Genomic DNA, 13,105 nt, shown 5'->3' on the forward strand with positions numbered 1-13,105 from the left:
TCCACCGTCCGCGCCTTCCGGCCGGCGGAAGGCGGGCGGGGGCCCGAACTGGACGTGGACTTCGTGCTGCATTTCGACGCCGACGGAAACGGCGGTCCGGCGTCGTGCTGGGCGGCCGCCGCCGTCCCCGGCGACGAGGTCACCATCATCGGCCCGAACGCCGCGGCGGCCAACTGCGCGACGGCGAAGAGCTACGGCGGCATTGAGTGGCGGCCCGGGCTGGCTTCGCACGTGCTGCTCGCCGGCGACGAAACCGCCGTTCCCGCCATCGCGTCCATCCTGGAGAGCCTCCCGAAGCACATGACGGGCCACGCCGTGCTCGAGGTCCCCGACCCGGCGGACTTCCAGGACATCCGGTCTGCGGCGGACGTGCAGATCTCCTGGCTGGCGCGGGGCGGCCGCCCGCACGGCGAACTGCTGGACGAAGCGGTGCGCGCCGCCGTCGTTGTGCCCGGAGCAGGCCTGACGCCGGCGACGGGGGAGGATCCCGAAGAAGTGGACATTGACCAGGTGATCCTGTGGGAAACCACCGCCGGTTCCACCCGGCCGTTCTACGCCTGGATTGCGGGGGAGGCGGCGGTCATCCGCGGGCTGCGCCGTTACCTGGTCCGGGACGTGGGAGTGGACCGCAAACAGGTGGCGTTCATGGGCTACTGGCGGGCCGGCAAAGCCGAACTGTAGGGCGCCGGCACCCGCCTGTCCCTCGTGGCGGCGGCATCGCCGGCCGGGGACACGGGCGTGGTGCACGGGCCCGCCGGGTCCGCTGAATCCGCGGCTAGAATTTTCGGGCGAAACCGGGCAGGCCGCTGCCATACTTGCTCCATGGGCGTTGAGGGACAGCGGGACCAGGACGGATTTTGGGCCATCGTGGCCGAAGGGGAGCAGCGCATTCGGGAGACTTTTCCGGAGTTGCCGTGTTTCGGCCTGCGCGGGTGGGACGGCGGCGTCATGGTCGGCGAATGGATTTTCGACGGCGGCCCGCACGGGCTGCTGCATGGCGACCCGGGGCTTGGTTCGCCGTATGCGCAGGTCCTGACCACGGCCCACGAGGTAAACCAGAGCATTCGAACCATGCGGCTGGGCGCCCGCGCCGTGGTGGAGGACAAGGACGCCTACCTGCGGCAGCTGGACGAGTTGGACCGCCAGGAACCGCGCATGGTGGGCATCGCCGTCGACGGTGAACGGGTGGAATTCGCGCTCTGGCAGGACGGCGGCAAGTGGTGGGCCGGTGCCGAGCGTGGGCGTTACGGCATCATCATCGAGGCGGCCGGGCTCGAGGCGCAGGCGGTGGCGCTGGAAAGCGTGGCCGACATCGAGCCTTGCCTGGCCGCGCGGCGTCAGTGGCTGCGGCAGGTCCGCGGCGAAGCCGAATGAGGGCGGTGGGTGGCCCCGCCACCCACCGCCCTCACCGTTTCCGGGAAAGAGCCCTCCCCGGGATTCCTGCTGCCGGTCAGAGGTGGTTCATGCCCTCCGTAAGGACGGAGCGCAGGATCTGCTCGATCTGGTCGAATTCGCGCTGTCCGATGGTCAGCGGCGGAGCGAGCTGGACTACGGGGTCTCCACGGTCGTCCGCCCGGCAGTACAAGCCGGCGTCGAACAGCGCGTTGGACAGATAGCCGCGCAGCAGGTGCTCCGACTCTTCGTCGTTGAACGTCTCCTTGGTGGCCTTGTCCTTGACAAGTTCGATCCCGTAGAAATAGCCCTCGCCGCGGACATCGCCGACGATCGGCAGGTCCAGCAGCTTTTCCAGCGTCTTGCGGAAGGCCGGGGCGTTCTCCTTGACGTGGTTGTTTAGGCCTTCGCGTTCGAAGATGTCCAGGTTGGCCATGGCAACGGCGGCCGAGACCGGGTGCCCGCCGAAGGTGTAGCCGTGGTAGAACGTCGTGTCGCCATGCTTGAACGGTTCGAACAGGCGGTCCGAGGCGATCATCGCGCCGATCGGCGAGTAGCCGCTGGTCATGCCCTTGGCGCAGGTGATCATGTCCGGCACGTAGTCGAAGTCGGTGGAGGCGAACATGGAACCGATCCGGCCGAACGCGCAGATGACCTCGTCGGAAACCAGCAGAACGTCGTACTCGTCGCAGATTTCCCTCACCCGCTCGAAGTACCCGGGCGGCGGCGGGAAACAGCCGCCGGAATTCTGCACGGGTTCCAGGAACACCGCGGCCACGGTGTCCGGGCCTTCGAACTCGATGGCTTCCCCGATCCGGTCCGCGGCCCAGCGGCCGAAGGCCTTCGGATCTTCCAGGCCCGCAGGGGCGCGGTACTGGTTCGTGTTGGGGACGCGGAACGCGCCGGGCACCAGCGGTTCGAAGGGTGCCTTCATGTCCGGGATGCCGGTGATCGAAAGCGCTCCCTGCGGGGTGCCGTGATAGGCGACGGCGCGGGAGATCACCTTGGTCTTGTTGGGCTTGCCCTTCAGCTTGAAGTACTGCTTGGCCAGCTTCCACGCAGATTCCACGGCTTCGCCACCGCCGGTTGTGAAGAAGACCCGGTTCAGGTCGCCCGGGGCGTGGTGGGCCAGGCGTTCGGCCAGCTCAATGGCCGCCGGGTGGGCATAGGACCACAGCGGCATGAAGGCCAGTTCCTTGGCCTGGCGGGCGGCCGCCTGCGCAAGTTCCTCGCGGCCGTGGCCCACCTGGACCACGAAGAGCCCGGCCAGGCCGTCGATGTATTCGCGGCCCTGGTCGTCGTAGATGAGGTGGCCCTCGCCGCGGGTAATCACCGGTACGTTGCCGCCGGCAACCAGCGGTGAGTGTCGGGCCATGTGCATCCACAGGTGGTCGCGGGCCGCCTGCTGGCGGTCCGTTCCCATCGGAGTGGTGTAGGTCCGGCGCATCGGGGCGTCGGTCGTGGTGCCGGCGGGTGTGCCTTGGCCCGGGATGCTGGTGCTTGGCGATGCTGATGTCTGTGTCATCGGGTTCCCCAGTTGTATTCCTGCTTGCGCAGGGAGAGATACATGAATGTTTCGGTGCTCAGGACACCGGGAATGCCGCGGATCCGGTTGACCAGCCGCAACAAATCCTGGTCGTTTTCGCAGATGATTTCGGCCAGAATGTCGAACGAGCCCGCGGTGACCAGGCAGTAGTGCACCTGGTCCAGTTCGGCGATCTTGTCCGACACTTCCAGCAGGTCGGCAGCGGTCTTGATGCCCAGCATGGCCTGCCGGGCAAAGCCCAGTTGCAGCGGATCGGTGACCGCGACGATCTGCACGACGCCGGAGTCGATCAGCTTCTGCACCCGCTGCCTGACGGCCGCTTCGGAGAGCCCGACCGCCTTGCCGATGGCGGCGTAGGAGCGCCGGCCGTCCTCCTGCAGTTGCTCGATGATGGCCTTGGAGACCTCGTCCACCGCAGGGCTGTGGCCGTTGCCGATGAGGCCGTGGCCGGCACTGGGCAGCAAGGTCAAGCGTATCCACCTCCTAAGCGAATACCCGCCACCGGCAGGGATTGCTGACTATTGAATCCGTTGTCTGATGAGAGCGCAAGTGCTGAATCCGAAAAGATTCGCGGCGGAGGCTATCGATATACGCAGAACTAGAGGCTACTATCTGTTTGTGAAGCAGCTCACTTCAGCTTTCACGTGCGGCCCTTCCGTCCGCCGGGTGCATACTTCGCGGGTGCGCCCTTAGGGAGGGGACAATCCACGTGCAGGCAGCGGGGCATGCTTCGGATTTCGTCGTGTAACCAAAAATTTACAACTGAAACTATTGTCGGGGTCTCCGCGGTCTGCAAGTATCGACGCACCAGCGAGGCCCGATCCGTCAACAGGAGCACCAGATGCCGAAACGACTACCTGAAGACCCACGCCTGCGACGCCTGATCGCTGCGCAAATGTCCCGCCGGAACGTCCTGATGGGCGCCGGCGGACTGACTTTGGCCGGCCTGCTCGCGGCGTGTGGAACGGGCGGCACGGGCGGCTCGTCGAACACCGGCTCGGCCGGTGCCCTGTCCCCGGCGGAAGACCTGTCGGACCAGGAAAAGGAAGTCAACTGGGCCAACTGGACCCTGTACCTGGACTACGACGACTCCAGCCAGACCTACCCGTCGCTGGAGGCCTTCACCAAGAAAACCGGGATCCAGGCCAACTATTCCGAGGATATCGACGGAAACGACACGTACTTCGGAAAGGTCCAGGGCCAGCTCGCCGCCGGGCAGGACATTGGACAGGACATCATCACGCTCACCGACTGGATGGCGGCACGACTGATCCGGCTCGGCTACACCCAGGAACTGGACCACGCGAACATCCCGAACGCGGCCAACCTGTTGGAGACCCTGAAGAACGTGGACTTCGACCCGGACCGGAAGAACTCCCTGACCTGGCAGTCCGGATACGCGGGCATTGCCTGGAACAAGGAAGCGGTCCCGGGCGGGCTGCGGACGGTATCCGATTTGTGGAAGCCCGAGCTCAAGGGACGCGTGGAAGTGCTCGACGAGATGCGCGACACCATGGGCCTGCTCATGCTGGACAACGGCGTGGACATTTCCGGTGACTGGGGCACGAGCGAATACGACGCCGCCCTGGAGGTCCTGCAAAAGCAGATCGCCGACGGCCAGATCCGTCAGGTCAAGGGCAACTCCTACAAGGAAGACCTGATCTCCGGCGACGCGCTGGCGGTGATCTGCTGGTCCGGTGACATCACGCAGCTGAACTTCGAGGAGGGCGACAAGTGGCAATTCGCGCTCCCCGAGGCCGGCGGAACCCTGTGGTCGGACAACCTGCTGGTGCCCATCGGCTCGCCGCACAAGAAGAACGCGGAAACGCTGATGGACTTCTACTACGATCCGGAAAACGCGGCGACCGTAGCGGCCTACGTGAACTACATCTGCCCGGTGCAGGGAGCCAAGGAAGCCATGGAGAAGATCGACCCGGAACTGGTCGACAACCCGCTGATCTTCCCGACGGACGAAGACCTGGCCAAGGTCAAGGTCTTCCGCAGCCTGGAGGCCGACGAGGAAACCGACTTCGGCAACCGTTTCCAGCAGGCGATCGGCAACTGATGACCCAGGCACCACTGAGGACAGAGCACGCCCACGCAGTCGGCGAAGACAGCGGCGCGGATCTGGTGCTGTCGTCCGTGACCAAGCGGTTCGGCGATTTCGTGGCCGTCGATGACCTGGACCTGACCATTCCGGCGGGCCAGTTCTTTGCCCTGCTCGGCCCCTCCGGCTGCGGCAAGACCACCACCCTGCGGATGGTAGCCGGGCTGGAACAGCCCACGTCCGGCAGCATCAGCATCGGCGGCAAGGACATCAGCAAGGCCAGCCCGCACCAGCGGCCGGTCAACACCGTGTTCCAGAACTACGCCCTGTTTCCGCACATGAGCGTGCTGGACAACGTGGCGTTCGGGCTGCGCCGGCGCAAGGTCCGCGACGCCCAGGAGCAGGCGAAGAAGGCACTGGCGCTAGTGGAGCTGTCGCACCTGGGCGCACGGCGGCCGGCCCAGCTCTCCGGCGGTCAGCAGCAGCGCGTGGCGCTGGCGCGGGCCATCGTCAACCAGCCGGCGGTGCTGTTGCTGGACGAACCGCTGGGCGCGCTGGACATGAAGCTGCGCCGGCAAATGCAGGTGGAACTGAAGAAGATCCAGACCGAGGTCGGACTGACCTTTGTCCACGTCACCCACGACCAGGAAGAAGCCATGACCATGGCGGACACCGTGGCCGTCATGAACGCCGGCAAGGTGGAGCAGATGGGTGCTCCCCGCGAGCTGTATGAACTGCCGCGCACCGTGTTCGTGGCCAACTTCCTGGGCAAATCCAACCTGGTCGCCGGGGAGATCATCGAGGACCGGGGCGACGCCGTCGTCGTCAATGCCAACGGCAACCGGCTGGCCGTGCTGAAGGAGCGCGCGACCGTGCACCGGGGCAAGGCGCTGATCGGGATCCGTCCGGAGAAGCTGAAGATGATGTGGCCGGACGATGGGCCGGCCGAAGCCGCCAACGTCCTGCGCGGCACCGTGCTCGACACCTCGTTCACCGGGGTCAGTACCGAGTACCTGGTAGAGGTTGCCGGGATCGGCACGGTGGGCGTCTTCAGCCAAAACCACGGCCAGCAGCTGGCCCAGCCGGGCGACGCCGTCGTGCTCAGCTGGGACACGGAACACGCCTTCGGCCTCGACGGCGACGAGGAACCGCAGTACGGGGCGCCCGAGGACGGTGTCTGATGAGTGCGCTGGCCACCGCAGACACGTCATCGGCGCCGGATCAGGGACGCGGCAGCGGCGAGCTTAAGGAGGAACGCCGCCGGGGGCGGATGGGCTATTGGCTGATCCTGCCCGGCTTCTTCTTCCTGCTGCTGTTCTTTGTGCTCCCGGTGTTCTCGCTGCTCGCGACCTCGCTCTACACGAAGCCGCCGGGGGCCGACATCGGCCAGTTCGTGCCGGCGCTGGAGTTCAACAACTACGTGCGGGTGCTGGGCAGCTACTGGCCGGAGTTGCTGCGTTCCTTCGGGTTCGCGCTGGTCGCCACCGCCGCGGCGCTGCTGATCGGCTATCCCATGGCCTACCTGATCGCGGTCAGGCTGCGCGGGCGCGGCCTGCTGCGAGGCATCCTGCTGGTGCTGATCATCGCGCCGTTCTTCACCAGCTTCATCCTGCGCACGCAGGCCTGGAAACAGATCCTCGCCGACGAGGGCCCGGTGGTCTCCGTGCTCAGGGCGTTCGCCTTGCTTCCGGAGGACGGGCGGCTCACGGCCACCGCCTTCGCCGTGGTCTGCGGCCTGACCTATAACTTCCTGCCCTTCATGACCCTGCCCATCTACGCGAACCTCGAGCGGCTGGACACCCGGCTGATCGAGGCCGGCAACGACCTCTACGCGAACGGTTTCACCACCTTCAGGACCGTCACGCTGCCGCTGTCGATGCCCGGGGTGATGGCCGGAACGCTGCTGACCTTCATTCCGGCTGCCGGGGACTACATCAACGCCTCCCTGCTGGGCAACAACCAGAACACGACCATGATCGGCCAGGTCGTCGACTCCCGGTTCTTCCGCATCGTCGACTATCCGGGCGCTTCGGCACTGTCCTTTGTGCTGATGCTGGCCATCCTCGCCCTGGTCTTCATCTACGTGCGCCGTTTCGGCACCAAAGAACTGCTGTAGGGGGCTCTGACGTGAAAAACTCCTTGGGCCGCTGGCTGGTCCCTGTGTTCGGCGGCCTGGCGTTCGTCTTCCTGCTGGTCCCCATCGCCTACGTCTTCGTGTTCTCCTTCAACGACGCCGGGCGCACCAACCTCACCTGGCGCGCCTTCACGTGGGACAACTGGACCAACCCGTGCGGCGCCCCGGCAGTCTGCCAGGCGCTGGGCAACAGCCTCCAAATAGGCGCGGTTGCCACGGTGATCGCCGTCCTCCTGGGCACGGCCATCGCCATCGGGCTGGTCCGCTACCGGTTCCGGTTCAATTCCACCGCCAACATGCTGATATTCCTTCCGCTGGCCACCCCGGAAGTAGTCCTCGGCGCCTCGTTGCTGGCGCAGTTTCTGAACGTGGGCGCGGAGCTGGGCAAGGGCACCATCATCATCGCCCACACCGTCTTCTGCATTTCCTTCGTCGTGGTCACCGTGAAGGCCCGGGTCGCCAGCCTCGACCCGAAGCTGGAGGAGGCGGCGGCCGACCTCTATGCCTCCCCGATGCAGGCGTTCTGGCGGGTCACCTTCCCGCTGCTGCTGCCGGGGATCGTGGCGGCGGCCCTGCTGAGCTTCGCGATCAGCTTTGACGACTTCATCATCACCAACTTCAACTCCGGCAACGTGGATACCTTCCCGAAGTTCATCTACGTGGCCGCCACCCGCGGCATCCCCGCCCAGGCGAACGTGATCGGCTCGGCGATGTTCATCATCGCGCTGCTGATCGTGATCGGCGGGCAGATCCTCGCACACCGCCGCGCCAAGATGCTGGCGGCACGCTGACCCGCCCGACCCGCTGACTAGGAGCCCTTCATGATCGACCGGAACCGGCTGGCGGTGCTGTTCGCGCGCGAACTGCAGGACTTCGAGGCCAAGCATCCCCAGTCCAAGGCACTGTACGACGGCGCGTCCCACCTCTTCGGGAAAGTCCCGATGACATGGATGAACAAGAGGGCGGGCAGCTTCCCCCTCTACCTCGCCCGGGCCCGCGGCTGCCGGGTGTGGGACGTGGACGGACTCGAATACGTGGACTTCGCGCTGGGCGACACCGGCGCGATGGCCGGCCACTCCCCGCAGCCCACCGTCGAGGCGATGATCCGGCGTGCCGCCGACGACGGGGGACTAGCCACCATGCTGCCCACCGCGGACGCCGAGTGGGTGGGGGCGGAGCTGGCCCGCCGGTTCGGCGTGGAGCGCTGGAGCTTCTCGCTCACCGCCACCGATGCCAACCGGTGGGCCATCCGGCTGGTCCGGGCCCTGACCGGCCGGAGCAAGATCCTGTTCAACCCGTACTGCTACCACGGGTCGGTGGACGAATCGCTGATCGTGGCCGGACCCGACGGCGAGGGCATGAACCGCCCGGGCAATGTCGGGGCACCGGTGGACGTTACGGAGACCAGCAGGGTCGCCGAGTTCAACGATCTTGCCGCCCTGGAGCGCCAGCTGGCCTACGGAGACGTGGCAGCTGTGCTGATGGAACCGGCACTGACCAACATCGGCATCGTGCTGCCGGAGCCGGGCTACCTGGACGGCGTGCGGGAACTGACCCGCCGGCACGGCACGCTGCTGATTATCGACGAGACGCACACCTTCTCCGCCGGCCCCGGCGGGGCGACCGCGGCGTGGGGGCTCGAGCCGGACGTGGTGGTGATCGGCAAATCCATCGGCGGCGGCATCCCCTGCGGCGCCTACGGGCTCAGCGCGGAACTGGCCGAACGGGCACTGGGCCGGGCCGATTTGGACCTGGTGGACATGGGCGGCGTGGGCGGCACCCTGGCCGGAAACCCGCTGTCCGTCGCGGCCATGCGGGCCACGCTCGAACACGTGCTGACGGACCAGGCCTTCGCCGCGATGACCGCGCGTGCCACGGAGTTCGCCACCGGCGTGCAGCGGGTGATCGATACGTATTCGCTGCCGTGGTCGGTGTCCCGGTTGGGTGCGCGGGCCGAATACCGCTTCGCCAACCCGGCGCCCCGCAACGGCACGGAGTCGGCGGCCAGCCACGACGGCGGGTTGGAGGACTTCCTGCACCTATACCTGGCCAACCGCGGCATCCTGCTCACCCCGTTCCACAACATGGCCCTGATGTGCCCGCAAACCACCAGCGCCGACGTCGAACGGCACCACGAGGTCTTCGAAGAAGCCGTCCGGGAACTGACCGGCGGCTGAGGCGGCGGGCGCCGAGCCGTCGGCTTGGGATACTGGATGGATGACGATCGCCAAATCCGCCATCCTGTTTGTCCTCGCCGCCGTCGCGGAGATCGGCGGCGCCTGGCTGGTCTGGCAGGCGGTGCGCGAAGGCCGGGACTGGTGGTTCGCCGGCTTGGGAGTGATGGCCCTGGGCCTGTACGGTTTCATCGCCGCCCAGCAGCCGGATGCGAACTTCGGCCGGGTGCTGGCCGCGTACGGCGGAGTGTTCATCGCCGGATCACTGGCCTGGGGCATGCTGCTGGACGGTTTCCAGCCGGACCGCTGGGATTTCATCGGCGCCGGCCTCGCGCTCGCCGGGGTCGCCGTCATCATGTACGCACCGCGCAGCGTCGCGTAGCGCCGCGCCGGGCCGCTGCCGGAACGGTTTCTTTGTTAATCTGGTCCGGTGACTTTCGCGCAGCGTTTTGTGGCCTTGGGGGATTCGTTCACCGAGGGGGTGGGAGACAAGGATCCCAGCCTGCCCAATGGTGTACGCGGCTGGGCCGACCGGGTAGCCGAGCAGCTGATGCTCGCCGATGCCGGCTGGGGCTATGCCAACCTTGCCATCCGCGGCAAAAAGATCACCCAGGTACTGAACGACCAGATCGACGCCGCCGTAGCGCTCCAACCGACCCTGGTCACCCTCTATGCCGGCGGCAACGATCTCCTGCGCCCGCGGGTGGACATCGACGCGCTGATGGCAGGGTACGAAGCCGGCGTGGCCAAGCTGGCCGCCACCGGTGCCGACGTCGTGCTGTTCACCGGCTTTGACACGGTGGCCTCGGCGGTCTTCAGCAAGACCCGCGGCCGCACCGCCATCTACAACGAGTGGGTGCGCGAGATCGCCGACCTGCACGGGGCGAAAATCGTTGACTACTGGCGGATGCGCGAGTTCCGCGACTGGCGTTACTGGGACGACGACCGCCTGCACATGTCCACGGCCGGGCACACGCTGATGGCCAAGAAGGTGTTGGAAGTGCTGCAGGCCGAGGACATCATCGACCTGCCGGCGCTGCCGGACTTGGCGGCGCTGACCCGCCGGCGCGCGATGGCCGCCAATGTCCGGTGGGCCCGGGAGCACCTGGGCCCGTGGATGGGACGCCGGCTGCGCGGCACGTCCTCGGGGGACTCGCTCACCGCGAAGTACCCGCAACTCACGGGGCTCCACACCACCGGACGGGTCTAGTGCCGTACGGGCAGAAGCGGAAGTGCCGGCCCGCCGGCCCTAACAGTTGAAGCCTCAAGTTTTATGGCAGAATAGAGGCATGACTTCTGCACGCTGGCTCGACCCCGAAGAACGCCAGGCCTGGCTGGCCTTGCTGGCGGTGTCCACCCTGTTGCCGGGCAACCTCGACGCCCCGCTGTACCGGGAGGGCAAGCTGACGCTCTTCGACTACAACGTGCTGGCCATGTTGTCCGAGGCTCCGGACCGGTCGCTGCCCATGAGCGAGCTGGCCTCCCGCACCTATTCTTCGCTGTCCCGGCTCTCGCACGTGGTCAAGAAGCTTCAGGGCCGCGGCTGGGTGACCCGGGCGCAGTGCGCCGATGACGCTCGGGTGACCATGGCGTTGCTCACGGATGCGGGGATGGACGCGATCGTGGCCCTTGCGCCGGGGCACGTCGAAACCGTGCGGCAGGCGGTTTTCGACGGACTGGACCGCCGGGATGTGCAGGACCTGGAACGCATCGGCAAGAAAATCGTGCAGCAGTTGGAGCCCAACAGCTGGGTGCTGCGCGAACCGCGGCTGAACAGCTGAGCCTTGCTCCCGGAGCCGCGGTTCGCTGTCGCCGTCGGGGACCGGCCGTTGGTTTGATCCAAACCGCCGCTGCCCCTAAGATGGAAAGGCGTTAAGTCACGCAACTTGGCACCCCCTTGCCCAGGCGGGGGGATGGCAACGTTGTGTGGCGTCCGTGTTTACCTAGAATTGAGGGTCGCGGATAGGCCGCGCCTCCCCCGGGAGGCAAGCGGCTTATTGCACCTGACTTCACCGTCTTCCCCGCGGCGAGGCACTTCGGCTGGATCTCACCCCGCCAGGTTCACCTCCGGAAAGTCGCAGTAATAACGGTGTCACAACTGGTGGCGGGCGCTCTTACACGCAGATTCGCAGGCGCTTTACTTACGTTTCTGCGTCAAGTCCGTCAATATTTACTACAACTGGAGGAGAGATCATGGCAGCACACTGCCAGGTGACCGGAGCCGAGCCCGGCTTTGGCCACAGCATTTCGCACTCGCACCGCCGCAACAAGCGCCGGTTCGATCCGAACATTCAGAAGAAGCGCTACTGGGTTCCATCCCTGCGCCGCAACGTGACGCTGCAGGTTTCGGCCCGCGGCATCAAGACCATTGACGTCCGCGGCATCGACGCTGTCGTCGCCGAGCTCCTCGCGAAGGGTGTGAAGCTTTAATGGCCAAGGACAAGGACGTACGTCCCATCATCAAGCTGAAGTCCACCGCCGGCACCGGCTTCACCTACGTGACCCGGAAGAACCGTCGTAACGACCCGGACCGCATTGTCCTGAAGAAGTACGACCCGGTCATCCGCAAGCACGTCGAATTCCGAGAGGAGCGCTAAACATGGCCAAGAAGTCCAAGATTGCTCGCAACGAGCAGCGCAAGGTCGTTGTCGAGCGTTACGCCGCGAAGCGTGCCGAGCTGAAGAAGACCCTGGTCGACGCCAACGCGACCGACGAGGCCCGCGAAGAGGCCCGCCTGGGCCTGCAGAAGCTGCCCCGCAACGCGTCCCCGGTCCGCGTCCGCAACCGCGACCAGATCGATGGCCGCCCCCGCGGCACGCTCCAGAAGTTCGGAATCTCGCGCGTGCGTTTCCGTACCATGGCGCACAACGGCGAACTGCCGGGCATCAAGAAGTCCAGCTGGTAGAAATCCGGCCGGCTTCCCGGTGAAGCTGCATCAAGGCGGCGGTCCAGCAGGGCCGCCGCCTTTGCCATGCCCGGAGCGCTCCGGCAGGCAGCGGGGAGAACGAGGGCCGTGATCGACCGCTGGAACAGTCCATCGCCGTAGCTCCCACGCTGAAGCGGTGATCGTGTCGCGCCAGCCGTGCCACACGAAACCGGGGCAGCCGCGGCGCGCGGAAACGGCCCATCATATGCTCTCGGCGCAAAAAGCGGACCCCGCGGGGCTGAATCGGCCCGAAATCGGGGTATTTCGCTAAAAATTCCGCCAGATTCCGCGGATTTTGCCGGATCGGGGCGGCCAAGCTGGTAAGTTTTCGCTCAGTAGCTTTTCCGCAGCCTGCGGAGGCTCTGACCAAACCGAAGCAGTCCAGGAGGACAAAAATTGGCTATCAATCGCAGTGAACTTGTTGCAGCTGTTGCAGAGAAGGCCGGCACCAGCCAGACCGCAGTGAACGGTGTCCTGGACGCCGTGTTCGACATCTTCGCGACCTCCGTCGCCAAGGGCGAGAAGATCACCATCCCGGGCTGGCTCGCCGTCGAGCGCACCGACCGCGCGGCCCGCACCGGCCGCAACCCGCAGACCGGCGAATCCATCCAGATTCCGGCCGGCCACAGCGTGAAGCTGACCGCTGGTTCCAAGCTGAAGGCTGCTGTCGCCAAGAAGTAGTTTTCCCACCAGGCTTCCGCAGGACCGTCACCGGCAACCGGTGGCGGTCCTGCTCTTTAACGCCTTAACTTCTACCGGCGGTAAAATAGCCGGGCGGGGCGTGCGCCACAGGCACGCCCGGAAGTATCGGGACGGAGGACTCGGCATGGTCCAGCGGGAAGCGCGGCTGCTGCGCGGCTGGCTCGGCGCTGCCGTGGCCACCTCC

The 13,105-nt window shown here is 66.3% G+C and carries 16 protein-coding genes; 14 read left to right on the forward strand and 2 right to left on the reverse strand.

Translation table 11 applies throughout. From position 1 onward, the window contains the following. Nucleotides 1-681, forward strand: a 681-nt coding sequence (locus AC5RUJ_RS04720; RefSeq protein ID WP_494155635.1) for a siderophore-interacting protein, incomplete at its 5' end; no start/stop codon positions are given. A gap of 141 nt (nt 682-822) precedes the next feature. Further along, the gene (locus AC5RUJ_RS04725; protein WP_494022323.1) at nt 823-1,374 is read left to right on the forward strand and encodes a hypothetical protein; all 552 of its coding nucleotides are present in this window, start codon (nt 823-825) and stop codon (nt 1,372-1,374) included. A 76-nt stretch (nt 1,375-1,450) separates the two neighbouring features. Here the strand turns inward: AC5RUJ_RS04725 and AC5RUJ_RS04730 are convergent, their stop codons facing one another. Both AC5RUJ_RS04730 and AC5RUJ_RS04735 read right to left on the reverse strand, forming a co-directional pair. After that, nucleotides 1,451-2,839, reverse strand: coding sequence for an aspartate aminotransferase family protein (locus AC5RUJ_RS04730; protein WP_494001304.1), 1,389 nt, complete (start codon nt 2,837-2,839; stop codon nt 1,451-1,453). Between the two features lie 74 nt (nt 2,840-2,913). Then, nucleotides 2,914-3,408, reverse strand: a complete 495-nt coding sequence (locus AC5RUJ_RS04735; protein WP_494000737.1) for an Lrp/AsnC family transcriptional regulator — start codon at nt 3,406-3,408, stop codon at nt 2,914-2,916. Nucleotides 3,409-3,833: 425 nt separating this feature from the next. Here AC5RUJ_RS04735 and AC5RUJ_RS04740 point away from each other — a divergent pair, with 425 nt between their 5' ends. From AC5RUJ_RS04740 to AC5RUJ_RS04795, 12 genes are all read left to right on the forward strand, one after another. Then, a complete protein-coding gene (locus AC5RUJ_RS04740) occupies nt 3,834-5,003 on the forward strand; it encodes an ABC transporter substrate-binding protein (protein ID WP_494155636.1) in 1,170 nt (389 codons plus the stop codon). Then, nucleotides 5,003-6,166, forward strand: coding sequence for an ABC transporter ATP-binding protein (locus AC5RUJ_RS04745; RefSeq protein ID WP_494128511.1), 1,164 nt, complete (start codon nt 5,003-5,005; stop codon nt 6,164-6,166). The genes AC5RUJ_RS04740 and AC5RUJ_RS04745 overlap by 1 nt, the downstream gene beginning before the upstream one ends. Next, nucleotides 6,166-7,101 (forward strand): ABC transporter permease, encoded by a 936-nt coding sequence (locus AC5RUJ_RS04750; protein WP_494000734.1) that lies wholly within the window; start codon nt 6,166-6,168, stop codon nt 7,099-7,101. Before AC5RUJ_RS04745 ends, AC5RUJ_RS04750 begins: the two co-directional genes overlap by 1 nt. Nucleotides 7,102-7,112: 11 nt before the next feature. Next, nucleotides 7,113-7,910 (forward strand): ABC transporter permease, encoded by a 798-nt coding sequence (locus AC5RUJ_RS04755; RefSeq protein WP_494128512.1) that lies wholly within the window; start codon nt 7,113-7,115, stop codon nt 7,908-7,910. A gap of 30 nt (nt 7,911-7,940) precedes the next feature. After that, on the forward strand, nt 7,941-9,296 hold the full coding sequence (locus AC5RUJ_RS04760) for a transaminase (RefSeq protein ID WP_494000732.1): 1,356 nt from the start codon (nt 7,941-7,943) through the stop codon (nt 9,294-9,296). Between the two features lie 40 nt (nt 9,297-9,336). Beyond that, nucleotides 9,337-9,675: a YnfA family protein gene (locus AC5RUJ_RS04765; RefSeq protein WP_494000731.1), complete on the forward strand. Its 339-nt coding sequence runs from the start codon at nt 9,337-9,339 to the stop codon at nt 9,673-9,675. Between the two features lie 48 nt (nt 9,676-9,723). Next, nucleotides 9,724-10,503 carry an SGNH/GDSL hydrolase family protein gene (locus AC5RUJ_RS04770; RefSeq protein WP_494000730.1) on the forward strand — a complete coding sequence of 260 codons (780 nt, stop codon included), beginning with the start codon at nt 9,724-9,726 and terminating at the stop codon, nt 10,501-10,503. A 79-nt stretch (nt 10,504-10,582) separates the two neighbouring features. Further along, the gene (locus AC5RUJ_RS04775) at nt 10,583-11,074 is read left to right on the forward strand and encodes a MarR family winged helix-turn-helix transcriptional regulator (RefSeq protein ID WP_494012910.1); all 492 of its coding nucleotides are present in this window, start codon (nt 10,583-10,585) and stop codon (nt 11,072-11,074) included. Between the two features lie 412 nt (nt 11,075-11,486). Next, entirely contained in the window at nt 11,487-11,723 is a 237-nt protein-coding gene (rpmB, locus tag AC5RUJ_RS04780) for a 50S ribosomal protein L28 (protein ID WP_136785732.1), read from the forward strand. Then, the gene (rpmG, locus tag AC5RUJ_RS04785; RefSeq protein WP_127512989.1) at nt 11,723-11,890 is read left to right on the forward strand and encodes a 50S ribosomal protein L33; all 168 of its coding nucleotides are present in this window, start codon (nt 11,723-11,725) and stop codon (nt 11,888-11,890) included. Before rpmB ends, rpmG begins: the two co-directional genes overlap by 1 nt. Nucleotides 11,891-11,892: 2 nt before the next feature. Continuing rightward, a complete protein-coding gene (gene rpsN, locus AC5RUJ_RS04790) occupies nt 11,893-12,198 on the forward strand; it encodes a 30S ribosomal protein S14 (protein ID WP_127512988.1) in 306 nt (101 codons plus the stop codon). A gap of 417 nt (nt 12,199-12,615) precedes the next feature. Then, nucleotides 12,616-12,900 (forward strand): HU family DNA-binding protein, encoded by a 285-nt coding sequence (locus AC5RUJ_RS04795; protein ID WP_136785733.1) that lies wholly within the window; start codon nt 12,616-12,618, stop codon nt 12,898-12,900. The last annotated feature ends 205 nt before the right edge of the window (nt 12,901-13,105 follow it).

Source organism: Arthrobacter sp. Y3223164 (assembly GCF_059091005.1).

Coding starts and splice junctions, on each gene's coding strand:
- AC5RUJ_RS04725 (WP_494022323.1), top strand. CDS start 823: ATGGGCGTTGAGGGACAGCGGGACCAGGACGGATTTTGGGCCATCGTG.
- AC5RUJ_RS04730 (WP_494001304.1), bottom strand. CDS start 2,839: ATGCGCCGGACCTACACCACTCCGATGGGAACGGACCGCCAGCAGGCG.
- AC5RUJ_RS04740 (WP_494155636.1), top strand. CDS start 3,834: ATGTCCCGCCGGAACGTCCTGATGGGCGCCGGCGGACTGACTTTGGCC.
- AC5RUJ_RS04745 (WP_494128511.1), top strand. CDS start 5,003: ATGACCCAGGCACCACTGAGGACAGAGCACGCCCACGCAGTCGGCGAA.
- AC5RUJ_RS04750 (WP_494000734.1), top strand. CDS start 6,166: ATGAGTGCGCTGGCCACCGCAGACACGTCATCGGCGCCGGATCAGGGA.
- AC5RUJ_RS04760 (WP_494000732.1), top strand. CDS start 7,941: ATGATCGACCGGAACCGGCTGGCGGTGCTGTTCGCGCGCGAACTGCAG.
- AC5RUJ_RS04765 (WP_494000731.1), top strand. CDS start 9,337: ATGACGATCGCCAAATCCGCCATCCTGTTTGTCCTCGCCGCCGTCGCG.
- AC5RUJ_RS04775 (WP_494012910.1), top strand. CDS start 10,583: ATGACTTCTGCACGCTGGCTCGACCCCGAAGAACGCCAGGCCTGGCTG.
- rpmB (WP_136785732.1), top strand. CDS start 11,487: ATGGCAGCACACTGCCAGGTGACCGGAGCCGAGCCCGGCTTTGGCCAC.
- rpmG (WP_127512989.1), top strand. CDS start 11,723: ATGGCCAAGGACAAGGACGTACGTCCCATCATCAAGCTGAAGTCCACC.
- rpsN (WP_127512988.1), top strand. CDS start 11,893: ATGGCCAAGAAGTCCAAGATTGCTCGCAACGAGCAGCGCAAGGTCGTT.